Genomic DNA, 25172 nt, shown 5'->3' on the forward strand with positions numbered 1-25172 from the left:
TCTTGAATAAAATTATTCAAGCAATAAAAGAACGACGCAGCATTCGAAAATATAAAAAAGAGCAGATAGATGATAATGAACTTCTTGCCATACTCGAAGCGGCGACATTCGCCCCCAGCGGACACAACGACCAGCCGTGGCACTTCTTGGTTATTCAGAATAGACGTATTATAGATGATTTAAGTCGGCGCACACGTACAATTATGAGCAGAAAGGATGATGAACGAATAGCCGAAATAGGAAGGAATCCTGATTATCATCTTTTTTTTCATGCTCCCACTGTAATTATTGTTTCCGGCAAAGAAGATGGAATGGTTTCCGACTCTCATCTCGTGCCTTTTGCCGACTGTTGCGCAGCTATAGAGAACATGCTTCTGGCAGCCCACAGTCTGAACGTGGCCTCTTGCTGGATCGGTTTTATACGCTACCTTTTTCAAAAGGAAGATATATGCGGGGAACTTCCCATTCCCTCTGGATATAAACCCTACTATGCTGTCGCCCTCGGCTACTCAGACATGACTTCAGCTCCCAAACCAACTCCACGAAAGCCTCAGGTTGTTGCACGTGTCTATTGACGAGAGGTCGAGTGATTGACAAAGAGTGTATAAATGATTAAAGTGAGAACGCCTATTCTCAGGGCGGGGTGCAAGTCCCCACCGGCGGTGAACCAGTCTATATCTGGAAGCCCGCGCACGCTTTTTTGCGACAAAACGCAGGAAGCGTTGATCTGGTGAAAAGCCAGAGCCGACGGTGATAGTCCGGAATGAAGAGATAGGGCGACCTCTGCTCTCAGGCAGAATGCCGCTTTTTTATTTTTTCCCGCCCTGCACTATAAATTTCATATGTGATACTGGAGGAATGATGGTATGAATAATGCATTGCTCAATGCCTTTGGTTCGCCTTTGACGCGGGTTGAAAAGGGGCTTGAATCTCTTCGGGCTGGAAGTGGCATTCTCGTAACCGACAACGAAGAGAGGGAGAATGAGGGGGATCTTATCTTTGCCGCTCAGACTCTTACCGTTCCGCAGATGGCCATGCTCATACGAGAATGCAGCGGGATAGTCTGTCTTTGCCTGACACCAGAAAAAATAGAATCACTGGAGCTTGCGCCTATGGTAGAACACAACTCAAGTCGTTTCAAAACGGCTTTTACAGTCTCTATTGAAGCTGCGGAAGGCGTTACAACAGGCGTGTCTGCCGCAGACCGTGTAAAAACTATACAGACAGCTATAGCTCGTGACGCGAAACCCCATCATCTTAATAAGCCTGGACATGTCTTCCCCTTGCAGGCCAGAAAAGGCGGCGTACTAGAGCGAGACGGCCATACAGAAGCTTCTGTAGATATGACTCGACTCGCAGGGGTAGACCCTTACGGAGTTCTTTGTGAACTTACAAATCCAGACGGGACAATGGCCCGTCTGCCCGAAATTGTTGATTTTGCTAAAAAACACGCATTCCCAGTCGTTACGGTAGCTGATATCATCACGTATCGACAACACTATAATCTCTAAATATCATCTCAAAAAAAGAGGGGGATTATTTTCCCCCCTCTTTACTCGTCTATTCGTCTCTGTTGACCCATCTATTGAGAGTCGGTAAAAACTCGGCCAACATTTTTCGCGCTTTTTCTTCGTCAAATCCCTGCTCTACCATATAGGGAACACATACTTCTATCATTTCTTCCATAGTTATATCTGGCTCTTCAAAGGCACCTTCTTTATAACAATAGATACAATAGTCGTGAGTAGGGCTTCCGTCTTTTTCAGTACCGAGAAGGGAAGAGTCGTCAAGGGGCATTCCGCAACTTTGACAAAACTTTTTCATGGCGCAACCTCCTTTAATAACGATTTTTATGTTTTAATAATAGTAGCATAATTGTTGAAAGGTGGTTGATTATGCATTTCAAAGAATATGTACGATTTTTAGCACTTCGCAATTTATATTTTACCGCTTTTTGTCTCATTATTTCTGCTGGAGTTTTGCTCCCTTATATGGTGCTGTCCTCTCCTGCCTTTTGCGCAGTCGAACCTACTGTTACGCCTCTTCCCATGGTGCACGTTGAAGAGGGGCTTCTTGCCGGCTTTGAAGAGGATGACGTTATAAAATTTTTAGGCGTTCCCTATGCTCAGCCTCCGGTAGATGATCTGCGCTGGAAACCGCCCCAGCCTCTTCTCACCTGGGATGGTCTTAAGTATGCTCAAAAGTTTGCTCCAAGCTGCCCTCAACCCCTTCTATACAATGAACCGACAAGTGAAGATTGCCTCTACTTAAATATATGGACTCCTTCCCTTGACGGGTCGTTGCCTGTTATGGTCTGGATTCATGGTGGTTTTTTCTCGCGCGGTTCTGGCTCACTCTTCAGTTTTGATGGAACGACCTTTGCCCAAACGAAAAGAGTTCTCCTCATTACAATCAACTATAGATTGGGAGCTTTCGGTTTTCTTGCTCATCCGGCACTTTCCAGCGAAAGCGCTCTTCACACCAGCGGGAATTACGGACTTCTCGACCAAGTAGCAGCACTACAGTGGATTCAGAAGAACATTCGCCAATTCGGAGGGGATCCTCATAATATAACTATCTTCGGACAATCGGCTGGCAGTATGAGCGTCTCGGCGCTCTGCCTCTCCCCTCTCGCCAAAGGTCTTTTCCATAAAGCCATTGGTCAGAGCGGAACAATTCTCGGCAACTACGCTCTCTTTCCCCGGGCTGGCGGTTCCTTGACAGAAGCGGAAGCGACTGGGCTTCGTTTTGAAGAGGAGCTGCTAGGAATCAACAAAATCAACCCCCTTGAAGAACTGCGGAACATTCCGGCAAAGAGAATTGTAGAAAAGACAGGATATCCTCAGGTGGGAAGCAACGACGACTATCAATTCGCCCCTATCTTCGATAACTATATGCTGCCCTCAGAACCACGCCTTGCTCTGGAAAAGGGCGCCTTCAATAAAGTCGCCATACTTTTCGGCACAAATAATGACGAGGGAACAGCCTTCTACTCCCCCATGACAGCAGATGAATATTCTGAATGGATATACACTCACCTTCACCGCGCCGCTCCAACAGCCTTTCTTTTCTTTCCGACACCTCGCGATGAAGAGACTTTCCTCTTCTGGCCCTCCCTAGCCGGCTTCACCTTCTTCGGCGAGCCGACTCAAACCTTCGTCTACGAATATGGAAAAAGGAATCTGCCTGCCTATCTCTACCTTTTCGATCACACCCCTTCTCCCTTTCTGAACACCAAGAAAGAACATTACGGGGCAATGCATGGAGCAGAAATTCCCTACGTGTTCGGACACATTTCAAAGGAAGAAGGCTACAAGGATATTGATATAAAGATGTCGCAAAAAATGATGGAATACTGGATTCGTTTCGCAGAAAACGGAGATCCCAACAGAATGGGAACCCTCTTCTGGCCGAAAGTGGACGCCAATATGACAAGAAAAGACCTTCCATATATGGTTATTTCTTCATCCCCACACATTACGAGAGGGATTCTTGCTCAACTTGCCGAAGCACTGCACAACGAGAGATAATTTCAACCATTCTTATGAAATGGCGGCAAAGCAATTTCTGGTCTGGCGTACGAAGTGGCAGAGTAAACTATTGTTATATCTTTCTCCCAATATAAAATACATATCCATAATACTGTTTGTATTTTGAATACAAATCTGCCTCACGCCTCATAAATGCAATCATGTCCTCAACGGTTTTATTTCCCGCATGTTTTTTCAAAAATTCCTCTTGCCTTGCTTTTTGCGGAATAAAATAATTGTCTATCCAACAACTTTCAGGCAGTGTAAATGCGGCAACAGGAATATAACCTGTTTTTTGAATGATGGAAATATTATGTCCTATTGTTGCAATTTCAGGAACTGCGTCCACCCACCAGTTCTCAATTTCAGCGGGGCGCTCATCAGTAAACCAAGACTCATATGTTACGGCAACATAACCATCTTTTTTGAGGAACTTCTTCCAGTGATTTAGGCCTTTTTCAAAACCGATATTAGCAATAGCCCCTTCGGACCATATAAGGTCAAATTCGCCATTCTGGAACGGCAAATTATCCATTGAACCAACAATACCTTTTACCTTGTTCTGCAAACCTAGTTTTCCAACTGTTGCATTAAGTTTATCAATCGAACCAGCATAAAGGTCGAGGGCTGTAATGGTTGCCTCTGTATTTTGTGCCAGAACCATTGTTTGAGCGCCTGTACCACAGCCTAAATCAGCAATTTTTGTTTTGTTTGAAAGGTTGCCAATAAAACTTAATGCTCTAATAGTTTCTTCGGGACTACCTGGCCCCTGTCGTTCGAGCTCTGTAAAATATTCATTGATGAGGGCAAATTCAAATTCGTGGATTGTTATATCTTCCATTGTTCGCACTCCTTATCTTCTAATTATTTATACCTTTGGCTTTATTCCTTTTATTTCCGTCGAGGCGTTCTTTTCTATAAAGCGTTCAATGTGCGCCGCTAATTGCTTAGCGGCCTCTTTCTTATCAGGCATTGTATCTGAAATACTTACTAGCAAATAAAACGGCGCATAAAATTCAAGTGCAAGCTGTTTCGGGTTGTTTTTTATCCAAATACCTTCTTCCATCATTTCACGGAATAAATCTTCCATATAGCTGACCGGTCCGCTTACAAGGCACTTTTGATATAGTTCCATTATTTCAGTGTTTCTATATTGCTCCAAAGTCAACATTTTTCGAAAATTACTGGCAAATTCGTCCTCCGTCCAAAAACGAAACTGCGCTTCAGTGAAAGTCTTGATTTTATCCACAGCAGTCTTGCGGTAGGCCGACGGTGATTTATCAAATGTTTTTTCAGGCACTTCATATTTTCTTGCTCTTTCAGCATCTATCTGATAAAGACGCTTCACAATGCTATCGAATATGTTCCGCTTATTCTTATAGTGCTTATATAAAGCCCCTTTTGTCATGCCAAGCTCCCCGGCAATATCGCTGACCGAAGCGGCCTCATATCCATTCCGTGCAAACAAACGAAGGGCAGTATTCAAAATGTTTTCTTTTGTATCGGCCATCTAAAAATCCTCCCCTTGCAGTAAACGATCGTTCACCATTATTATAGTGAACGGTCGTTTACTTGTCAATTGATATAAAGATGTCGCAAAAAATGATGGAATACTGGATTCGTTTCGCAGAAAACGGAGATCCCAATGAGAGATAATTCCAACCAATTTGCACTATTCTGCAAGTTGAATTTTTATGTATACCATCTATAATTATTCCTAAGGGTTATTTCTTCTCTTAATTAATTCCCTGAAAGGATGTAGAAATTTAATGAGGTACTCTTTCGACTCACTTCGAGGAAATGTTTTCTCGGTGTTCCTGTACTATTCCTCGTTGACAGTTATAGGAATGATCGCCGTTTCGTCTGCCAGCGCCATTGATGCGGCCTTCTTGGGTAACACCAACGGAGAAGCGGCTTTAGCGACAGTTACACTGGCTCTCCCCTTCATTATTTTTGTGGGAGGAATCGCTTTTATGATGGGAATTGGCGGATCTGTAACGTGTGGAAAATATCTTGGAGCCGGCGATGTCTATACCGCATCAGCCGTCTTCACGAAAACGCTGCTTGCCACACTGATCTTCTCTCTTGGCGTCAGTCTCCTAGCACTTATAAAGATAGATTCTCTGGTGGCTCTTCTTGGAGCAAGTCAGGATGTGGCTCCGCCTGTACGCACCTATCTTTCTACTCTTATTTTCTTTATTCCCTTCTCTCTGATGGGAATTTGCCTCTCTTATTTCGTTCGGGTAGATGGTCGCCCATTCCTATCAGCTATGGCTATGACTCTTGGGGCTCTAATCAATGTTTCACTCGACTGGACTTTTGTCGTCAGACTCGATTGGGGTGTTCGGGGAGCCGCTCTAGCCACAGGAATATCGCAGATATTCCTCATGAGCATACTTCTTCCCCATTTCTTATGTAAGAAGGGGAAATTGCGTTTCAATACCCATGGGGGTTCGTGGAAAGAAATACTTTACTCTGCCTACAACGGTTTTTCAGAGTTCGCCAATGAAATATCGGCAGGTATTCTCACCTTCCTTTTCAACTGGATTATGATTCGGAAACTCGGCGTTGACGGTGTAGCTGCCTATACGATAGTAAACTATATTCTCTATCTCGGCTCTATGGCGTGTTATGGAATTGGTGATGCTATTCAGCCTATTATCAGTAAAAATTTTGGTGCGGGAAAGGCATCGAGAATTCAGAGCTTCTTATGGGTAGCAGGCGGTACAGTGCTGCTTTTCGGAGTAGTGATCAGCGGCCTCCTCCTTCTTGCTCCTCAAACCATCATTGAGCTCTTTACAAATAATGACGCTGAAAAAACAATCTTTATCGCTCGGAATTTTATTGCCCATTTCTGGCCGGCTTTTCTGCTGCTCGGAATCAACATTGTCTTTTCTTCGTACTTTACGGCAATGCAGAAGCCCATACATTCAGCAGCTGTCGCCATATCGAGAAGCCTGGTTCTGCCAGCACTTTTTCTCTTTGTACTTCCTCTCTTCTTTGGCGAAAAGGGTATATTCATGGCTATTCCCCTCGCGGAACTCGCCACTTTTATTCTGGCGCTGATTCTCTTTATGCCCAACACACCCTTCAAGATCGTGCGGACAGATCAAATTTACAAAAAACTTGGAGAGAGAAGAGAGCTATTTCCAGAAAAAGGTGTATCCCCTTCAGAGTTGCACTAGTAAAATTAGAGTTAATTGAGGTATACGTTATACGAGAGGAGATTTTGAAATGGCGAATGCTGAATATAGTATTTCCCTTGGTGTTCAAGACGCTGTCAACGCCCTTATGAATGACGAAGGTGTTATGAAGGGGTTACGTTTCTTAGAGGCAGATCATGAAAGGACTGTGGGCGATCAGATTGCAATCTGCGAAATTCCCGCCCCGAGCTACAAAGAAGAAGAACGGACAAAGTATCTATGTGCAGCTTTCAAGAAACTGGGGCTGAAAAATGTAACTGTCGATAGTGTCGGCAATGTTTTAGGAATACGCCCAGGAATTGAAAATGGTCCCAAACTCGTTGTAGCTGCCCATATAGACACAGTATTTCCAAACGAAACTGATATTAAGGTAAAAGAAAATGATGGGAAGCTCTACGGCCCCAGCATTGCTGACGACAGTCGTGGTGTGGCTGAACTGCTGAGCCTCATCAGAGCTTTCAATGAGACATGTATAGAAACTCTTGGTGATGTCGTTTTCTGCGGCGATGTCTGCGAAGAAGGGCTCGGTAATCTGAAAGGGTCCAAACAGTTATTTGCAGATCACGCGGATATAGATGGTTTTATCTCCCTCGATGGAACTGGCGTAGCATCTATAGTCTACGCTGCCACCGGCAGTTACCGGTATAAAATCGTATATAGAGGGCCAGGCGGGCACAGCTATACAGACTTCGGAGCCTCTCCCAGCGCCGTTCACGCATTGGGACGGGCAATTGCTGCCCTTGCCGATCTAGAGGTTCCTACAGAACCGAAGACAACTTATTCTGTAGGCGTTATCAACGGCGGAACGTCCATAAATGTCATTGCCGAAGAAGCGAGCATGCTCGTAGATCTTCGCTCTAACACCCAAGAAGAGCTAAATAAAACTGAATCGAAGTTTAAGGAAATCGTTCAGAAGGCCTGCGATGCCGAGAATTCCCGTTGCAAAAGCACCGGTCTCTCTGTGGAGATCACCTTATTGGGAAGCCGACCTGCAGGAAGCCAGTCAACAGACGAAATCATTGTACAAGCAGCCTGTGCCGGGCTGAAGGCCATCGGCATTGAACCGAACTTGAGACTTCCATCGAGCACAGACGCCAATGTCCCCATCAGTCTGGGAATCCCCGCCTTGGCTGTGGGAAGAGGCGGAGAATCTGGACAGAGCCACTCGGTTCATGAATGGTTCGACCCTAAAGATGCCTTTAAAGGGCCACAAAAAGATTTTATAACCATATTGAGTCTTGTAGGCGCTAAGAATATTTGCGAACCATTGCTGCTCAAGAAGCAGCCCAGGCAATAGTCCGAGAAGAAACAGATTCCTTAGAAGAAGGAAAGCAAACGAAGAAGAAGGGGCACAATAAGCACGGTAATAACACCGCAAAGTCCCGTAGCGAGACTGCTGAATGCTCCCTCGACTTCACCCATTTCGAAAGCCCGACTCGTTCCTATGGCGTGTGAACTTGATCCAATGGCAAGTCCACGAGCTACAGGATGATGAATACCTGCGATTTTGCAGATGAACGGGGAGATAAGAGCCCCGGTTATTCCTGTAACAATAATAGAGAGAACCGTTATAGGAACGAGTCCTTCAATAATAAGGGCAACTTCAATTCCTATTGGAGCCGTTACGGATTTAGGCACCAGAGAGAGAAAAAACTCACGTTCAAAATCAAAAACATAGCAAAAAGCCCATATGCTCACGAAAGCGGAAAGTGCTCCCACGACAATAGAAAGGACGATGGGCACGAGATTTTCCTTCAAACGGGGAAGCTCTTTGTAGATTGGCACGGCAAGAAGCACCGTTACAGGTCCAAGCAACATTGAAATCATATCTCCCCCACGACTATATTCTTCGTAGGTATAATCCGTCACGAGAAAGAGAAGCCCGATGGTCACCGCCGAAAAAACGACGGGAATCAAGGCAACACACTTCGTTTTTTTGCGTACCCATCCACCCAAGATATAGGTTCCAATAGTAAGCATTACGGCGAAAAGGGGCATAGTATAGAGTTCTTTAAAGACGTTCATTAGACTTTGCCTCTCTTCTTCGAAGTAAAAATTGCGCAGCCAGTCCCGTTGCAACCATAACAAAAGCGGTTGAGAGCACCACCGTCGCAAGGAACTGGGGCGCAATGTGAAGTATCTTATCTTTCGCCGTCACAACACTCACAATAATGGGCACGAAGAAAAAGGCAAGGTTGCTCAAACAGAAATCAGAGAGCTCTTTCAGCGAATCTATAGAAATAACATGAAAGGATAGAAGAAGAAATAACAATATCATTCCTATTACGCTTCCCGGAATGGGAATGTGCGTCGTAAGCTGAATCGCCTGCCCCACGTAAAAAATGACCAAAATTATAAGTATCTGACGTAAAAGTTTCAAATCAAAACCCCCTAAACAACCGCTATACGAGTTCCTCTCTACCACAAAAGGCACAGAAAGGCTTCCTTTCTATTTCTACTTGGGGAAGTCCCAAAACGACACGAGCCCGATTTAAAGCCTCATCTATATTTTCACAGAAATTCTCTTTTCCCATCTCTTCTATAAGGCCGGAACGCTGGAAAGCCTTCAAAGGCTGAGGCTGAACTCCAGAGATAACAAGTTGTGTTCCCTCTTTCTGGCAGCGCTGATGGAGTTCCCGCAAAACATGTATGCCCGTCGCATCAACAGCCAGAACGTTTCTCGTACGGATAATGAGAACTGAAACAGGCTTTTCTACATTTCGAAGGGCATTTTTGAAAGTATTAATCATACCAAAAAAGAAAGGTCCGTTCACTTCATAGACCTCTACTCTCTTTGGAACCTCGCGCAGGGCTATTGAATTGGGGTCTTCGCTGGCGTCGTCTTCACCTCGAACTTCGTCAGTGATCATGCTGACATTCGTAATCTCGGACATTCTCCAGATAAAGAGGAGAGACGCCAGAACAACACCGACCTGAACAGCTGCCGTCAAGTCAACGAGAACGGTAAGCAGGAAGGTCAAAACCAAGACAAAAGCATCGCTTCTGGGACCTTTAAAAATGGCAACGAAGTGATGAAGTTCACTCATGTTGTAACTCACAACAACAAGAATACCTGCCAAGGCCGAGAGAGGAATAAGCTTGGCAACAGGCGCACATATGAGAAGCAGAAGGGCCAGCACAATGGCGTGAATGATTCCGGCAACAGGGGTTTTGGCACCACTTTTAACGTTGGTTGCCGTTCTGGCTATGGCTCCCGTAGCAGGAATACCCCCAAAAACAATGCTTCCAATATTGGCAACACCCTGGGCTATAAGTTCAGCGTTGGGACGATGCCGTCCGCCAATCATTCCATCAGCCACTGTAGCAGAAAGAAGAGACTCAATGGCCGCCAGCATGGCGATTGTGAAAGCAGGCTTGATCAATGGGGCTATCTGTTCAAAGTGAAAATCAGGAAAAGAAGGAGCCGGCAACATTCGAGGCAGCTCACCGAAGCGGCTTCCTATAGTGGCTACATCCAAATGCAGAACCTGAGCGCAGAGAGTGGCAACGATCATGCCGATGAGCATAGCCGGAAGCTTTGGCCAGAAATGGCGCACAACAAGAATAACAAGAATCGTGCCTATGCCAACAGCCAGTGTGGAAGGCTCGAAAGAACCCATATTTTGAAGGTAGACATGCCACTTCTGTAAAAATTCTGCCGGAACTGTATCTATATGAAGTCCGAATAAATCTTTGATCTGAGTAGAAAAAATAACGACAGCGATTCCCGTAGTAAAACCTGTTGTTACAGGAAAAGGGATGAATTTGATAAGGCCGCCCATACGGAATATACCGAAAAGAATAAGAAAGATACCGGCAAGCAACGTACAGAGAGCTAATCCAGAATAGCCGTATTGTCCGGCAATAGCTGAAACGAGCACGACAAAGGCACCGGTAGGACCTCCTATTTGCACCTTACTTCCTCCCAAAAGCGAGATAAGAAAACCAGCAATAATAGCCGTGAAAAGACCTCTCTCAGGAGGCAGACCGCTTGCAATGGCAAAAGCCATGGCTAAAGGGAGAGCAACAATACCGACAGTGATTCCAGCGAAAAGGTCAGAGAAGGCTTTTTCGCGAGAATAGTCTCTTAGTTCAGTGAATAGCTTTGGTGTATACACATCAATCTTCCTTTTCTATATTTTATTTATGCTCTTTCTTTGTCTGTTTCCAATAGGAGTTAATCGGAAGGGTTGCCGTTGCCAGAAAGCAACTGTATGAGTCTATCATTATTAACGCTAAAATCAAGGTTCCATCTAAAAAGTCTAAAAAAAAAAGACCTCTATAAAAAGAGCCTTATCCACTTATTTTTCATTTCTTAGTTTAATTGATTTATAATAGAGAAAATTTCATCTTGTCTTTCAGTAAAAACGCCTTCAAAAATTTTTTGAAAGGGAATGAGGCAAATGTTAAAAAAGAGGACTATAGCAACAATGATTGTAATAGTAGTAAACATGTTGTTTCTCTCCTGTCCCGCAATGGGGCATCCCCTTGATATAACACGTATCGTTACTGAAATGGCAGAAACAAAATCACAAAATCGGTTGCAAATCCTTACGTGGCGCATGGAAATCATCAAGAATGAATTCTCTTTAACGAGAGATCAAGCTATTGAAGAGTTACGAAAAGCTCTCCCCAACAAAGATGAAAAAGCCCTGATCGCCTTACTAGATGATAGTGCTGTTGTGTTCATTGAACTTGATGGTGAAAAACGATATTTTGAATCTGTTGCAAGAAATATTTTGTTTCGTAACACGACACTTATGCGTGAAAAGCTCCAAAAAGACGCTCCTTTCGTGGATGCATTGGAACCATTAGTATTTGCCTCTTCCGAAAAAACACCAAAAAAATTTATTGACACCCCCTACACTGAACCACTTCAATACAAAGGCAATCTAACCATAGATATAGAGAAAACGCACTTGCCTCAATTGGGAATAGTCGACATCTGGGTTCCTGTTCCAATTCTTACAGATTCACAAAAAATAGCCGAAATCACATCTGTTTATCCTGAAAAATTTTCTAGTGAAATAAATACTGAAAAGGATATAGGATTCATCCATTTCGCTATTCCCATGGAAGAAATACAAGAAGTGCTAAAAATATCTGTGGATTTCAATTTTACTCATTACCAACAACACTTTGATGTGAATGCTGAAAAAATCCTTCCATACAACAAAGAAACAAATTTATACAAACAGTACACTCGTTCTCTAAGGAATACCTTTATTTCTGACTCCATAGCCCAAAAAGCCAGAGAGATCGTTGGCAGTGAAAAAAATCCTTACCTTCAGGCCCAAAAGATTTACAACTACATTATAGAAAACATTCCCTACAGTTTCGTTCCTCATGGTACTCTTCAAATATTAGGTATTCCTGAATCAAAATATATTCATGAACAGCGTCATGGAGACTGTGGAACTCAAAGCATTTATTTTAGTGCGTTATGCCGTTCTCTTGGCATACCTGCAAGAACAACTGGAGGATATCAAGCTATTCCAGGTCACGAAGGCACCCATTTTTGGGCAGAATTTTATATTGAAGGATACGGATGGATTCCTGTGGACACCACTGTCGCCGATACTGCAGACTGGACTGGAATACTTTCAGAAGAGAAACGCCAGCACTTTAAAAAATTCTTCTTTGGAAATCTTGATGCCTATCGCTTCGTTATTCAAAAAGACGTAGATCTACCTGTTTATCCAGAACCTAAAGAACGTATTTTTAGCGATACATTCCCTCTTCTTGTTCTTCAAACGCCGCTCATTGCAGGTCAAGGAATGAAGGAAAATCCAATAAGACTTGCTGAAGAATCTTTTTCGATAAAATATTATCCGGTAAAAAAGTAATTTTAAAGATAAAAAAAGTCTGGGAAGCTATTTTCCACAAGCTTCCCAGACTGTAACGACATCAAAATATTTTTAAAAAAGTCCCTAAAAAAGAACTCTATTTTTTAAAAAATTAAGAAGAAGGAGCTTTAGCTTCTGAGAAGCTGAAGCCCGTGGGATGTACGAAGCATAATATGCTCAACAACCCGTCCGTTACGAAGTTCTGCAACCTCAAGACGTCCGTCGGCGGTCATCCAGAAGGGAACCTCATCAACGTAAACTAATTTTTTGTTCATTGTGTTACCTTGCCTTTCTTACAAAATTCCGAAGTATGCGACACATGAGATATGACGTTTCGGTACCATCGTAACTGCATGGCGGGACGTGCCGCTAAAAAAAGCCATTCCGCTTTTCCAAAAAAGCTATTTTAACTATCTGAAGCAGAACTTTGTAATTATATCATATAAATATATTATTACAATATAAAATGCAAAAAATGTTGTAGATGGGCCCTATTATTCAATAATGAGCCTACATTACATGGAAAACTTCGTATATCCGGAAGGAAGCTTAAAGAGCGCCGGATCAACGTTGTTTTCTTCTATGTTGGTATAAAGTATTGTCACTGTATCCTGAGGACTTTCCATGTAAACCTTCAAAGGATAGTTCAGATCCTTAGAAATCCAAACTGTGGATTCCCCATAAGACGAGTCATTATACACGATATGATAGACATCGCACGTATACCCTTCTATATCTTCTGTTCCTTTTTTGGTTACTGTGCCTTCTTCAGCCAACTTAGCTTCAATATTCTCGTCTTCATCAAGGGTAATCTGATTGTTCTGTATTTCCATATACATCTTTTGTCCTGGAAGAATGACGTACATAACCTTGGCGTTCTGCTCAATAATGGTAACCTGCGGTCCTGCGGGGGTGTCTAATTCCTGGCGCAAAGCGTTCCCCTTCACAAAAACTCTTCCTGTCATCTCTCCTGCCGTGTCGCTCCCCATTGTCATATCTGCCTTAAACTCGGCAGCGTTGGCACCACACGCCATGACACTGATCATTACAACAATAAAAGCAGTTAAAAAACCTCTCTTCACTCCTGAAAGCATGTGTTTCCCTCCCCTTTTAAACTCAACATGCTTATTTTAATCATAAAAGAGGAGATTTTTCCACAAAAACATTAAAAAAATTTTACCAACCGTGGCAAGTTTCTGATAAGCGCGGAAGACAAAAGAACGTATCGAAGGGCTTGAGTAAAACGTCAGGAATATGTCTTAAACGTTTTGGAGGAACATCGAAGACAAAAGAGCAGGAGGAATGTTCCCCCCTGCTCTTTAAGGCATCCATTCTATGATTCCGTTATTGGGATTCGCTTTTCTCCATTGCATGAAATCAGCGTAATTTCTGACCCCGTCTCTTATAACTGCCTGATAAATCTCTATTCCCATTACACTCTTTTCATCAGGAATGTCGTTCTTGATTTTTAAAATGGCGTACTTCTTTTCATCGTCCAATAATGCCAGAATTCTGTCTGCCACACTTTCAAAATATCCGGCATATGGAGAACCTTTCGGCATGTGTATCATATCGATTTGCCATTCATTTTCGTCGCTATCGAGATACCATGCATGCCATTCAAGGCACTCTTCTCCTGTGTCGAGAAGATTTCCGTACATTATTTTTTTGATGCGACTATTCTTACCGAGCCTCGATATGGCAGAAAAACTATCTTCAATTTTTAAGGGATCGGAGTAAATATGGAAGTCGATATCTCTCTTTTTCATGAGCAAACCGGTTTTCAAGGAACCTACGAGATTAATCTCCGCACCGATAGAATGCCAAATATCAACAATCCCCGTCTCTTCAATAATCTGCCTCGCCCGTTTTTGGTTCAATTCTGAAAGGGCAATAACGTCATCCATGCAATCCGTCTCCTTTTTTAGGTTTTTAATGAAGCGGATTTGCAATATTAAAGGTTTGTGCGAAATCTTGCAATAGCATACATGTCGCAGGGTCGAGAGAAATGCCTTCTTTCATTGCTCTCTCTCTGTTTTCCCACTCTTTTTCACCATGGATATAAATTCTATCGTATCCGTCAGCCTTCTCGCTGTTCTGAATATCAGTAAGAATGGAATCGATATGCTTCTTTATATCGTTGGCGTTGCCAAAGAGGTCGAGTCTGAATGCCGCAAAGAAATGGGTGGTTCCAGACCCTTCGCCTTCGAATGTATGTTTGCTCCAACGACCGAGGGAAAGACCGGCACAGAGAAGTTCCACGAGAAGGCCCAGGCCATAGCCTTTATGACCTCCGAGCATCTCTCCTTCCCCACCGAGATAGAGGTGTCCGCCATAACCGCCCTGACGGTCTTTGAAAAGTCCCTCTATATGATGGGCATCAGTCGTATCTTTACCCTTTTCATCAACAGCCCAGCCAAGGGGCATTTCTTTGTTCCGCCTGTCGTAGACCTCAATCTTTCCATGGGCAACAGTTGTAGTCGCCATATCGAGAAGGAAAGGTTCTCCCCCATCTCTTGGAATGGCCACCGCTATGGGGTTGGTGCCAAGAAGTCTTTCCCGCCCACCCGTGACAATGCCACACCGTCTTGTATTGGTGAAGGCCATGCCAATCATGTCTTTACGAGCAGCCAGCTCAGCCCAGAAACCAGCAATTCCGAAGTGGTTTGAATTTCGTACAGATCCGAAACAGACTCCGCTCTGCTGAGCCTTTTCAAGGCACTTTTCCACAGTCACTTTTGAAATATAAGGCCCTATTCCGCTTTTACCATCGACAACGACAGAGACAGGTGTTTCGTGAACGATTTCCGGCTCCGCCTCTGGAACAGTGAAATTTCCATCAATATTCTTTTTATAGAAAGCGAGACGGGCAACGCCATGTGACGGAATTCCTCTGGCATCGGCCTCAACCAAAACTTTCGATGCTATCTCTGCTTGTGACTGGGGATATCCCAGTCCTTTCATAATTTCACACGTAAAATTCAAAAGCTTCTGATACTCGATTTTCTTGAAATCCATGAATTAAACCTCCTCGATCAAAGCTTCCCCCTTATTCAGCTCAATATGAGGAAGCTCCTCTTTTCTCTTCGACTCAAGTATATCGTGAGCCGGTTCCTTGCCTAAAATAGATGTGAGTAGAAAGACTCCCAAACACACGGGCCATTCAAGGTATATTACGTGGGGAACAATCCGCACCTGTGGAATAAATGTCCATGCCACCCAGATAAGAAGGGAGGTCAGTATCGTCCAAAAACCCGAAATCCTTTTACAGAGACGGGGGGCAATGAGATTGACCAGGATGAGTATGGTGAAAGAAACCATGACCGCCAAGGCTGACGTTATCGTTTTCAGAATGCTCACCGACGTTATGGCCAAGATGAAAGTAAAGGCGCTAACGAAAAGAATGATGATTCGCGAAACAAGAATTTCCTGTTTTTCTGAAAGTGTGCGATGGCTTATTCTCTTCCAAATATCTTCAAGTACGAGGGTGACGCTGCCTAGAAGAAGGGCAACGGCCGTCGATATATCAGCCGCCCAAAGTGCCGCAAGAAAGATTCCGCCTATGAGAGGGCTTATTGATGTCATAAGGGTTGGTAGAGCCATGGCTGAGTTTTGAAGTCCGGGAAATTTGTAAGCAGCGATAATTCCGAACATGGCGCAAAGGAACCCCACAGGTATTATTATCATACCACCAAGGATGAATCCCTTCTGCGCCGCTTTTTCGTCACGAGCAGCGAAAGCTATCTGAGATATGGCCTGTACAGAGAAAGCCTGAGTAACCATAACAACCATCCACGCCGCGACGACAGCTATTCCAACGCCGGAAACCCAGTCGAACCAGGGAGCTCCAACAGGCATAGAGATAACCAGATTTTCCATACCACCTACAGAATTCAGGCTGGAGATAAGGGCAGCGCATATTCCTCCATAAATAACGATAACATTGATAATACTTGCGAGACCGCCAGCAAGGTAGCCTCCTGCCACGGCAATGCCAACGAAAAGAGTTGCCGTAGCGACCATTCCGCTATGGAAGGTGAATATATCGGGAAGAAGGGCGGCAAGTACGGCCCCTCCCGCAACGTACTGAAGAGAGGTAATAACCATCATAATAAGAAGCTGGGCGATGGCCCCGAGGATTCTGGCGCCAGGTCCAAACATTTTGCCCATCATTTCAGGAATGGTAACAACTTCGATTCGGCGAAGGTATTTGGCTGCAAAGATACCTACTACGATACCGGCAACACCCCACGCCGCATTGTACCAACCGGCAGAGAGTCCCTGTGTGTAGGCGTTCTGAGCGACTCCAACTGTGGAAGCCCCGCCAATGGCAAGTCCTGCAAGCATTGTGGCAATCATGAGGGCTGGAAGTTTTCTTCCGGCAAGAAGATATTCTGCAGCACCACTGCCATGTTTGCTCTGAATACGATTTGCTATCACTGATACGACGACAAGTAGCGAGATGTAGATGACTAAGATAACCAACTGAATGTTCACATTACCCCTCCTCATAAAAAAAGGCCGGGTACCCTTAAAATGAAAGGGCACCCGGCCTGAGATTTCTGGTCAGACAGTACTAGAGGCTGACCACCTCAGGTGAGTCCCCGTCTGTAAACCAAAAATAGAAATAAAAGCTATTGGAAAGAACCATATTCTTTTGCATTAAGACCCACCTCTCCTTCGTACAGTCGTTCAGATTTTTCAAAATAGTGATGTGTACTTTATACGGGATGTACTTTTTTGTCAACTCAAAAACGCAACAATATTCATTTTTTTATTCTCAATGACGCAGACCTTTGTAGCCACATTTTCAACTAAACGACGGTCGTGAGAGACGAAAATGACGGTTCCTTCATACTCTTTCAAGAGAGATTCCAAGGCATCTGTCGCATGGATATCGAGATAGTTCGTAGGCTCATCTAATATCAATGTATTGATATCGCTCAAAAGCACTTTAGCCAGAGCCACTTTTACACGTTCACCACCGCTTAAGACGTGAGCTTGTTTATAGACATCGTCTCTGAAAAAATGCAGCCGCGCTAACACCGTTCGGATAATTGTCTCGTTTTGCCTGGAAGAGGAACGTACGTTTTCAAGAATCGTCTTTTTGAGGTCAATTACACTCAGATTTTGACTAAAGTACCCGATCTTTACTGAAGGAGCAACGGTAATTCCTTTATCTCGATTGATAATCTTTTTTATAAAAGTGGTTTTTCCGCTTCCATTGGAGCCGATTATAGCCACTTTTTCTCCGCCATAAATATGGAAACTCGCCTTGTTCCAAAGAATTCGCCCTTCGATAACGCCCGAAACATCCTCGATTCGAAGAATGACCCGTCCTTTAAATGTCTCTGCGTTCGGTAAATTCATTTTAAGCGGAGGAACGTCGCGTATTTTTTCAACTTTTTCGAGCTTTTCCAACCTTGTTTCAATGGATGCCGCCGTTTTTTGCAGCTTCTTCTGCTTCTTGGCAAAATATGTTTTGGCACCTGGTAGTTTAGCTTCTGATCTACTCACCTTTTGGGGAGTTTTAGTTGCTCTTTCCGCCTTTTCCTTTCTCTGCCTCAATGCTCTTTCCAACTGCTTTTTCTTTGTTTCATACTTGTCATAAGCCACTTTCTGCTGGCGATATTTAAAATCTTTCTGCTGGTCGTAGTCACTGTAATTTCCCTTATATTCTTTTAATTCCCCATTATCGAGTTCCCAAATCGTGGTACAAAGCGTATCTAAAAAGGTTCTGTCATGAGAGACGAGAACAAAGGCCCCTTTCCACTGGGCCAGCGTATCTTCAAGCCATTCAATATGTTCTGTATCGAGATTCGTTGTCGGTTCGTCGGCAAATAAGATTTTGGGCGCCTTTTCAATGGTCTCTCTAATGTAGCCTTGTGTTATTTCGCCACCGCTTTTTGTTGTGTCAGTACTCTTCAACTGAGGTAAAAGCATCGTCTGAGCGTGGCAAATAACTCTTCCATTTTCCGGATTCAACGTACCGGCCAATATATTCAGCAACGTTGTTTTACCGCAGCCATTACGGCCGACTAATCCTATTCTGTCATGTGTATGAATCTGTAATCGTTTTATATGGAAGAGCAAATTTCCTTTGATGTAATGTTCAATATTGAGAGCTTCTAATAAAATCATGAAATCATCCCCGTTTCGTACCTTCAGGGACAAAAAATGCCCCCTATCTACAATCAGAATAGGAGGCATATGCATTTACACAAATAAAAAAGATGCCGAAATAGAATGCCGGAAAGGAAGCAAGAAAGAACGCAAGAAGAGATGTAAAAAAGAAACCAGAAAGACGCCGGAAATCTAATCCTATTCTGAAAACATAACTGAAAGCATCAAAAGAGCGGCAGACACGCCTATCTGCCCTTAACACCTTCAATTCAACGGTTTTCGTAAATAGGATTAGTTGTTCATCTAGTCAATTCCCTCTTTCATATTTTTCTTGCTCGAAATATACGACATTTTCAAAGATGCAAGTAACGTATAAGGAATTATCAGTTATTTTAATCAAAAAAGCAACTCAATAAAAACCTGATGAAACCTATTTGCGCAAAGAAGCCTTGGAGAAGATGTAGTCGGGTATTTCAACATCAAATTCGATAGTATCTATAATATATTCCGTTCCCTCACCAGAGGCCAGAACATCTTTAACGGTCACCCTCTTGGGATACCATCGTTCTTGAACCTGAAATATTTCGTTAATGACGAAAGTTTTCAGAAGCTTGCCACTTTTAGCGAAACGGTCTTCTCGTAAGGGGAGAAAGTTCTCTTTATCCACCCACATTTTTCGCGAATAGTAGGATACTCCTTCTTCTTTGGCGATGAGTTCGAGCAGGTAGCAATTTCGATCGACGAGTTTTTCTTCACCGACGAGTTCTACGCTGTACATATTGCTGAGTTTGGGGTCTTCCATGTAGTCTTCGTAAGAGATGTCTGAGCCCATCATGGAACGCCGAAGCATGTGCCCCGCTATTTTTATTGTGCGATCGGTTGATGGAGTATAAATCCAGAGTTCGTTTTCAAGTTTGAGCATTTTCGTGCCCTTTTCCCGTGGCGGCGAAAGGAATTCACTAAAGGCCTTTTCAGTGCCCTGAACCCATGAAAGCACTTGTAATGTGCGGGAACCGCGCCGCCCCTTCACAATCATGGTGCTCGTGACTTTTCTGTTGTCGGCAACATAATTTTCGTCAACTTTTTCAAGAATCTGCTCGCCTGTGAGGAGTGTGTGATCAGAGGAAGATATCTGTGCAGCACTAGTTTCAACATTGGCGATGGCGGTTTCAGCGGCCTCGACAATGCCGCCGAGTAGCGAAACTGTCAATATCGCCGCAATGATGAAAGCTCTAATGAGCGTTGACGCGAGGGCACCGGTTGGTGGCGATGTTAGTGCCACGGTTGATACCGACGTAAGGGCTGCAGCTGGTGTCACTACATTTGCCTCCCTTTTAAGACCCCTTCTCCTCTTCATACTTCCAACTCCTTAATCAGTTGGGCTGTCTGCCTCTTATAGATGCCTATTCCTGCAAACATAGCTCCTGTTACTGAGGCGAACACTCCCGGAAAAAAGCCGATAAAATAACTTGCCGGCGTAACCTGTGCCCGTATGACGTTTGATATGAGCATGCTTGATTTCGGCATCATATCCCCAAAATCTATGCCCGTGTATTGCATATAGTACGAAACGGCGAGCCCTAAAGCGGTTCCCAAGATGGAACCGGCAATTCCTATAAAGCACGATTCAAAGATCATGGAACGATAGAGTTGCCCCTTGGATTCCCCCATGGCAAGACGAACGCCTATCTCTCCGTACCGTCGCAATCCGTTCATCAAGCCCGAGTTCCAGAGGACAATCGACATGGCCAAGACAAAAATACCTACGATAACGGCCCCCATGGCTTCGGCGTAATTCAGATATTCCTCGAAATTACTCTGCTGGCCGAGAGGCACCATTACAGGAGAGAATTCGTCACCGGACTTAGTAAATACTTCATTGAATCGCCGCGCGACGTTACCCATTCTCGTATCGGAATAGAGCATGTCGCTCGTATACCCCACAATTTCACCAGCGCTGTCAACCATATCGAGGGCATTTTGCACGTCTCTGATATCTGCAATTATTGTGCCCCTATCCATGGGAATCATGCCAAAATAGACGGTTCCTGCAACCTTAAAATTGTACGTCGCCATGGAGCCATACATAGTCGAACTAATGAGCGTTACTGTGCTTCCGATGTGAAGATTCATTTTTTGAGCAAATTCGTCGCTTAACAATATTTCGTTTGGCTGTTTGGGGTAGGAACCGCGTACCATGGCTCTTTCAATGTTAAAGAGGTCTTTTTCTGGCGTGTCTTCGCTGAAGAGATCGATTCCAAGCCCCATGACGGGAGCCTGAACAAGAGTCTCTCCCCTTTCATCAGGAACATCAAGGAGCCCGCCAAAACGTATCCGCTGAGTCCAGATCATCTCTTTTTCATTCTCTTTGAGCCACACAAGAAGTTCGTTGGCTTCCATAATCGCCAAATCGTTTGGAACCTGGTCGGAAAGCTCTCTATACGCCTGGGTCATGACTTTGACATGGCCCGTATCGAATTTTGCCGTCGAACTGATGAGGTCGCCCATGGCTCCTTCCATGAAGCAGTAGAGAAAAACCGTAAGGAAGACACCGGCACTCACCATGAGCACGGGAAAGAGGCTGCGTGAACGGTCTCGAATCAATCCTTTCAGAATGAACGTAATCATGATATTTTTCCTTTCAGCGCCTCTGTGGGCTGGAGTCTCGCTATTTTGCTCGAAGGAAGAAAGCTGATTGTGGTGACAACAACCATAATGAAGGCCATCGTCGTGAGAACAAGCTCTACGGAGTAGACAGGAAAAAGCTTATCGGAGAGAGCGAAACCGTATCCCTCCACCATCTGAGGAATGGCAATTCCCTTTTCTGATATATAGGTCAAAAGGGGCATGCCAAAGATGAGGGCGACAACGATGGCGAGGGCTCCCTGAATAATGCCTTCCATCGTAAAGACAAAAACAACCTGCATTCTCGTCATGCCGAGGGCGATTAGTGTGCCAATCTCCTTTCTTCGTCTGAAAAGAGAGAGGACCTGTGTGTCGAAGATGGCGAGCATGCCCAGAAAGAGCAGAATAAAATAGATAATGACGCTCGAAATTCTCTTTGTTTTTATCATTTCCGTGAGGTCTCTCATCAAGAAGGCCTGAGTTTTAAAAGGCCACTCTTGAGAGGTGATGTAGTGTTTGGCCTCGGGGCTCACAACTAAGAGGGTCGCTTCGTTTTTCAAGAGTGTCATGTGCTGCAAGGCCTCAATGGGAACCCAGATAATTCCGTTATCGATAGACGAAACCTGAGTATCCATGATGTGTACAATCCGTCCTTCGGTGGCGTCAAAGGTTCCGTAGGAATCCCTCCAGCGTATGGTGAGATAGTCACCTATAGCGAGATTTTTGCTCTTCGCCATTCTCTTTCCGATAAGTATGGGCAGTTCGTAAATTGCGGCGGCGTTGGTGCCGGCCGGGGCGCTGGTACCGCGATTGGCGCCAGAGGGAAGAGCGACGGCGATACTGGTCGAGGCGACGGCACTACTGGGGATCGCGGCCTTGGTCGCACTATTGGCACCGTTTGTGCCGAAAGCAGCTGCCGTATCTCCGAAACTTTCGGAAACACTGGCATTACCAACCTCGTCTGAAACGAGAAGAGAGCGCGTAGGAATATTGAGAATGGCCTGGGCGGGATCAATTCCCCGAAGCTGAGCGGACTGCGCTCGTCCGGCAGGATAGATTGTGGCCTGGCGAATGAGGATTGGGGTCGCTTTTTTCTCTTCAATTAAAGAAACGAGACTTGAGGGAATAACGCCATGACCGTCATCAATAGAGAGGGCATCGTATGGATCGTAATCTTTGTGCCAATATTGGCCACCTGCAATTTCGTCTTCAATCATTGCTCTCGATGTTTGGGCGAGCACACCCGTATATAGCCCCTGGAATCCGACGATCACGACGAAGGTCAGCGCAAGCACGGCAACATTGAGCCATGTGCGGAGCCCTGCTTCTTTTATATTGCGATAGGCTAACTTGGCAGCGACGCCGAGCATGTCAATCCGCTCCTTTAGATGGAATTTCGTCTTTCGCCACGTGCCCATCGAAGAGGTGGATTTTACGCCTCAGGTATTTCATGACCTTCTCGTCATGGGTCGCAAATATAAAGGTGGTTTCGAGCTCTTTATTGAGCCGCACCATCATCTCCAAAATGTTGTAGGAATTCTCGCTGTCAAGATTGGCCGTAGGCTCGTCTGCCAAAATCAAGGCAGGCCGCTTCACTACAGCCCTGGCCACTGCCACCCTTTGACACTCCCCTCCCGAAAGCTGAGCTGGCTTGGAATCCACCTTGTCTGTTAATCCCAGCCATTCCAAAGCATCGAAAACTTTCTGCCGTCTCTCCTTAAGGGGCATCTTCAAAAGCAGCAATGGAAACTCTATGTTTTCATAGACGCTATAGACGGGAAACAGGTTGTACGTCTGAAAAATAAAACCAATGTGGTGGTTGCGCAGCGCCGCGGATTCCTTCTGAGAAAGGCTCTCTACGTTTTTATCAATAACCACGACACTTCCTTCAGATGGAGCGTCGAGGGCTCCGATAATGTTCAAGAGGGTTGTCTTTCCTGATCCGCTGGGACCAATCAATCCGCAGAATTCTCCCTTTTCGAATTCAAGGGTCACGCTATTCAGGGCAGTAAAGAAATGGTTGCCCATGGGGTATCTTTTTGTCAGATTTTTTATGGTTACTATAGACATGAACAGGCCCCCTTCGCTAATAGTTGTACACGAGGGTGAGGACGAGCCCGGTTCCGGAATAAACGCTATGGCCATCGTCACCGTTGTGAAAAGCCGTTACGTTAATGAGCCAATCATCGTATGTACGCTGCCAGCTTACGTTGGGATAGAGATCCTTTTCTTGCCAGTCGTAGTAGGTCAGGATAGTTACAGTGTCGAGAATGCCGGTGCTGAAGTCGATGGAAAGGGCGGATATTTCAGAGTCGGTGTCATGGCTCCATACATCGCTGCCAGATGCTTCAATAAAATGCTCTGCCAGAACGTGGACGCCGGAGGCAATATCGAAGGTGTAGTCGGCTCCCAGGGTGAGATATGAGGTGTAGAGAGAGTTGTTGGAGTCTCTTTTAAGGTGGCTCATAACGAATTCGAACCAGAGCCCGATTCCCACGTCGAAACTTCCATCGAGGGCGTAACGCTGTTCCAAACCGTCGAGTAAGGTTCCTTCGTTGTGAAAAGCCGGAACCTTTGAACTTCGAAAGTTCCACCACTCCCGATCAACACGCCTGTTGTGATATGTGAAGGCTATCTCTCCATTAGCCACTGGGATTTGATATCGCAAGCCAAACTCCGGTCTGTCTCCATCTGTTTTAAAGATTTCCATTCCCTTGAGATCGTCGTTTCCATACAAGCCCCACACCCATATATTAGAATTATTGGGGAAATAATAGCGTCCGAGAAGGGCGTAGACTCCATCGGTCAAGCTCAAAGGGTCGCGGGGGTCTATCTGGTCGAACCATTTTAAGGAACGAAGAATCCGCGCCGGTCCAAAATTGATTCGCTGAAGGCCGAGGCGAACTTCATACCTCTCGCCGGAAAGTCGCACCCAGGAACGATACAAATCGGTATGAAAGTTGTCTTCGAACTCTTTGAAGGTATCGAAGGTTGTAAAGGTGCGGATGTTGAAAGAGACAAGAGCGTCAAGGGATAGGGCTGTTTGCGCATCTGTGGCAACGCTTGTGGCGGCGTCTTTTTCGGTGCCAAAATCTATTGTTATTTCGGGAATGTATCGGATTCCCAACGAACCGTCTTCGTCGTCGTTGTATGCCCCCCAGAGTGAAACCTGCCCCGAGTGTGTGAATGTGGCGGCATGGCTTACAGCAGGCCCCCATATGCAAAGGCCCAATAATACAAAGAGAGTTCCCAAAATCATAAATCCGGGCACACACATTCCGGCCTTACATGTTTTCTGACGACACACCGTTATATTCATGCCTATGGTTAACCTCCTGCATCTTTAGAAGCAAAACATCTTGCAAGGTTAACTTTGGACGAGATGAAATGACGAATTGTTTATATAAGAATACCATCTAGGAATTCTATTAGGCAAATGTTCTTTGCTTTAAATGAGGTGACGGTTCCTTCATACGGAGCAAAATTTTATCGTTTTCCAAGCTCCAACTTTAGGTTGTTCGTTTCGCGGTTCCTTCGTACGGTGCAAAAAATTTTATCGCCATATAGTAATTTTTTTATGCAGGCTTTAATATAAAATGTAAAGGGAGGCGAGAATAAATGCCAGACTTCGAAGATTACGCCGGCTTCAAAAAAACCCAAGGCTCCGAAAAATTCGAACGCTATAAACTTAAGACCAATCGCCTGGTACTCATAGCCGCAACGTGTGACCACATCAATGATGAGGAATCAGGGTATAACCGTTTCGAAATTCTACGCCCGTAATTGGCCGGTTCTACCATGCCGGAAACATGCAAAAAATAAGTCGAGGTGTTGGAAATTATGAT

General features: G+C 44.7%; 23 protein-coding genes, 1 pseudogene and 1 riboswitch. Of the genes and pseudogenes, 7 read left to right on the plus strand and 17 right to left on the minus strand.

Features of this window, described 5'->3' with window-relative positions; genetic code table 11:
* Positions 1–2: 2 nt before the first annotated feature.
* Positions 3–575 carry a nitroreductase family protein gene (locus ACZ5GY_RS06625; protein WP_213691122.1) on the plus strand — a complete coding sequence of 191 codons (573 nt, stop codon included), beginning with the start codon at positions 3–5 and terminating at the stop codon, positions 573–575.
* Between the two features lie 50 nt (positions 576–625).
* Positions 626–778, plus strand: a riboswitch (FMN riboswitch).
* Between the two features lie 88 nt (positions 779–866).
* Positions 867–1511, plus strand: coding sequence for a 3,4-dihydroxy-2-butanone-4-phosphate synthase (ribB, locus tag ACZ5GY_RS06630; RefSeq protein ID WP_213691121.1), 645 nt, complete (start codon positions 867–869; stop codon positions 1509–1511).
* A gap of 49 nt (positions 1512–1560) precedes the next feature.
* Here the strand turns inward: ribB and ACZ5GY_RS06635 are convergent, their stop codons facing one another.
* Complete coding sequence (locus ACZ5GY_RS06635; RefSeq protein WP_213691120.1) at positions 1561–1824, minus strand: zinc ribbon domain-containing protein; 264 nt, start codon at positions 1822–1824, stop codon at positions 1561–1563.
* Positions 1825–1895: 71 nt separating this feature from the next.
* Between ACZ5GY_RS06635 and ACZ5GY_RS06640 the strand changes: the two genes are divergently transcribed.
* Positions 1896–3530, plus strand: a complete 1635-nt coding sequence (locus ACZ5GY_RS06640) for a carboxylesterase/lipase family protein (RefSeq protein WP_464111676.1) — start codon at positions 1896–1898, stop codon at positions 3528–3530.
* 73 nt (positions 3531–3603) lie between these two features.
* On the opposite strand, the gene ACZ5GY_RS06645 is transcribed toward ACZ5GY_RS06640, so the two are convergent.
* Together ACZ5GY_RS06645 and ACZ5GY_RS06650 are read right to left on the minus strand one after the other, a co-directional pair.
* Positions 3604–4371 carry a class I SAM-dependent methyltransferase gene (locus ACZ5GY_RS06645; RefSeq protein WP_464111677.1) on the minus strand — a complete coding sequence of 256 codons (768 nt, stop codon included), beginning with the start codon at positions 4369–4371 and terminating at the stop codon, positions 3604–3606.
* A 27-nt stretch (positions 4372–4398) separates the two neighbouring features.
* Positions 4399–5040 carry a TetR/AcrR family transcriptional regulator gene (locus ACZ5GY_RS06650; RefSeq protein ID WP_213691117.1) on the minus strand — a complete coding sequence of 214 codons (642 nt, stop codon included), beginning with the start codon at positions 5038–5040 and terminating at the stop codon, positions 4399–4401.
* 322 nt (positions 5041–5362) lie between these two features.
* Here ACZ5GY_RS06650 and ACZ5GY_RS06655 point away from each other — a divergent pair, with 322 nt between their 5' ends.
* Together ACZ5GY_RS06655 and ACZ5GY_RS06660 are read left to right on the plus strand one after the other, a co-directional pair.
* Positions 5363–6715, plus strand: coding sequence for an MATE family efflux transporter (locus ACZ5GY_RS06655; protein WP_464111678.1), 1353 nt, complete (start codon positions 5363–5365; stop codon positions 6713–6715).
* Between the two features lie 49 nt (positions 6716–6764).
* Positions 6765–8030: a M20/M25/M40 family metallo-hydrolase gene (locus tag ACZ5GY_RS06660; protein WP_464111679.1), complete on the plus strand. Its 1266-nt coding sequence runs from the start codon at positions 6765–6767 to the stop codon at positions 8028–8030.
* A gap of 20 nt (positions 8031–8050) precedes the next feature.
* Here ACZ5GY_RS06660 and ACZ5GY_RS06665 read toward each other — a convergent pair whose 3' ends face one another.
* The 3 genes from ACZ5GY_RS06665 to ACZ5GY_RS06675 are packed head-to-tail and all read right to left on the minus strand — an operon-like array spanning position 8051 to position 10851.
* On the minus strand, positions 8051–8758 hold the full coding sequence (locus tag ACZ5GY_RS06665; RefSeq protein WP_464111680.1) for an LrgB family protein: 708 nt from the start codon (positions 8756–8758) through the stop codon (positions 8051–8053).
* Entirely contained in the window at positions 8745–9113 is a 369-nt protein-coding gene (locus tag ACZ5GY_RS06670; RefSeq protein ID WP_213691938.1) for a CidA/LrgA family protein, read from the minus strand. The genes ACZ5GY_RS06665 and ACZ5GY_RS06670 overlap by 14 nt, the downstream gene beginning before the upstream one ends.
* A gap of 22 nt (positions 9114–9135) precedes the next feature.
* Positions 9136–10851: a SulP family inorganic anion transporter gene (locus ACZ5GY_RS06675; protein WP_464111681.1), complete on the minus strand. Its 1716-nt coding sequence runs from the start codon at positions 10849–10851 to the stop codon at positions 9136–9138.
* Positions 10852–11163: 312 nt separating this feature from the next.
* Here ACZ5GY_RS06675 and ACZ5GY_RS06680 point away from each other — a divergent pair, with 312 nt between their 5' ends.
* On the plus strand, positions 11164–12579 hold the full coding sequence (locus tag ACZ5GY_RS06680; protein WP_213691936.1) for a transglutaminase-like domain-containing protein: 1416 nt from the start codon (positions 11164–11166) through the stop codon (positions 12577–12579).
* A 128-nt stretch (positions 12580–12707) separates the two neighbouring features.
* Here ACZ5GY_RS06680 and ACZ5GY_RS06685 read toward each other — a convergent pair whose 3' ends face one another.
* The 11 genes and pseudogenes from ACZ5GY_RS06685 to ACZ5GY_RS06735 form a co-directional block, all read right to left on the minus strand.
* Complete coding sequence (locus ACZ5GY_RS06685; protein WP_213691935.1) at positions 12708–12854, minus strand: hypothetical protein; 147 nt, start codon at positions 12852–12854, stop codon at positions 12708–12710.
* A gap of 240 nt (positions 12855–13094) precedes the next feature.
* Entirely contained in the window at positions 13095–13673 is a 579-nt protein-coding gene (locus ACZ5GY_RS06690; protein ID WP_213701196.1) for a DUF4412 domain-containing protein, read from the minus strand.
* 225 nt (positions 13674–13898) lie between these two features.
* A complete protein-coding gene (locus ACZ5GY_RS06695; protein ID WP_323401644.1) occupies positions 13899–14486 on the minus strand; it encodes a hypothetical protein in 588 nt (195 codons plus the stop codon).
* Positions 14487–14511: 25 nt separating this feature from the next.
* Positions 14512–15597 carry an Ldh family oxidoreductase gene (locus ACZ5GY_RS06700; RefSeq protein ID WP_323401645.1) on the minus strand — a complete coding sequence of 362 codons (1086 nt, stop codon included), beginning with the start codon at positions 15595–15597 and terminating at the stop codon, positions 14512–14514.
* A gap of 3 nt (positions 15598–15600) precedes the next feature.
* The gene (locus ACZ5GY_RS06705) at positions 15601–17076 is read right to left on the minus strand and encodes a sodium:solute symporter family protein (RefSeq protein WP_323401646.1); all 1476 of its coding nucleotides are present in this window, start codon (positions 17074–17076) and stop codon (positions 15601–15603) included.
* A gap of 264 nt (positions 17077–17340) precedes the next feature.
* Positions 17341–18720: pseudogene (gene abc-f / locus ACZ5GY_RS06710) on the minus strand (ribosomal protection-like ABC-F family protein); the annotation flags it as partial.
* A gap of 412 nt (positions 18721–19132) precedes the next feature.
* Positions 19133–20020, minus strand: a complete 888-nt coding sequence (locus ACZ5GY_RS06715) for an outer membrane lipoprotein-sorting protein (protein WP_213701199.1) — start codon at positions 20018–20020, stop codon at positions 19133–19135.
* A gap of 35 nt (positions 20021–20055) precedes the next feature.
* Positions 20056–21330 carry an ABC transporter permease gene (locus ACZ5GY_RS06720; RefSeq protein ID WP_323401648.1) on the minus strand — a complete coding sequence of 425 codons (1275 nt, stop codon included), beginning with the start codon at positions 21328–21330 and terminating at the stop codon, positions 20056–20058.
* Positions 21327–22697, minus strand: coding sequence for an ABC transporter permease (locus ACZ5GY_RS06725; RefSeq protein ID WP_464111682.1), 1371 nt, complete (start codon positions 22695–22697; stop codon positions 21327–21329). The genes ACZ5GY_RS06720 and ACZ5GY_RS06725 overlap by 4 nt, the downstream gene beginning before the upstream one ends.
* Position 22698: 1 nt before the next feature.
* On the minus strand, positions 22699–23397 hold the full coding sequence (locus ACZ5GY_RS06730; RefSeq protein ID WP_213691900.1) for an ABC transporter ATP-binding protein: 699 nt from the start codon (positions 23395–23397) through the stop codon (positions 22699–22701).
* Positions 23398–23413: 16 nt separating this feature from the next.
* Positions 23414–24646: a hypothetical protein gene (locus ACZ5GY_RS06735; RefSeq protein ID WP_464111683.1), complete on the minus strand. Its 1233-nt coding sequence runs from the start codon at positions 24644–24646 to the stop codon at positions 23414–23416.
* 299 nt (positions 24647–24945) lie between these two features.
* On the opposite strand from ACZ5GY_RS06735, the gene ACZ5GY_RS06740 reads away from it, so the two are divergent.
* On the plus strand, positions 24946–25110 hold the full coding sequence (locus ACZ5GY_RS06740; protein WP_323401652.1) for a hypothetical protein: 165 nt from the start codon (positions 24946–24948) through the stop codon (positions 25108–25110).
* Positions 25111–25172 lie beyond the last annotated feature (62 nt).

Source organism: Aminobacterium thunnarium, from assembly GCF_055390565.1.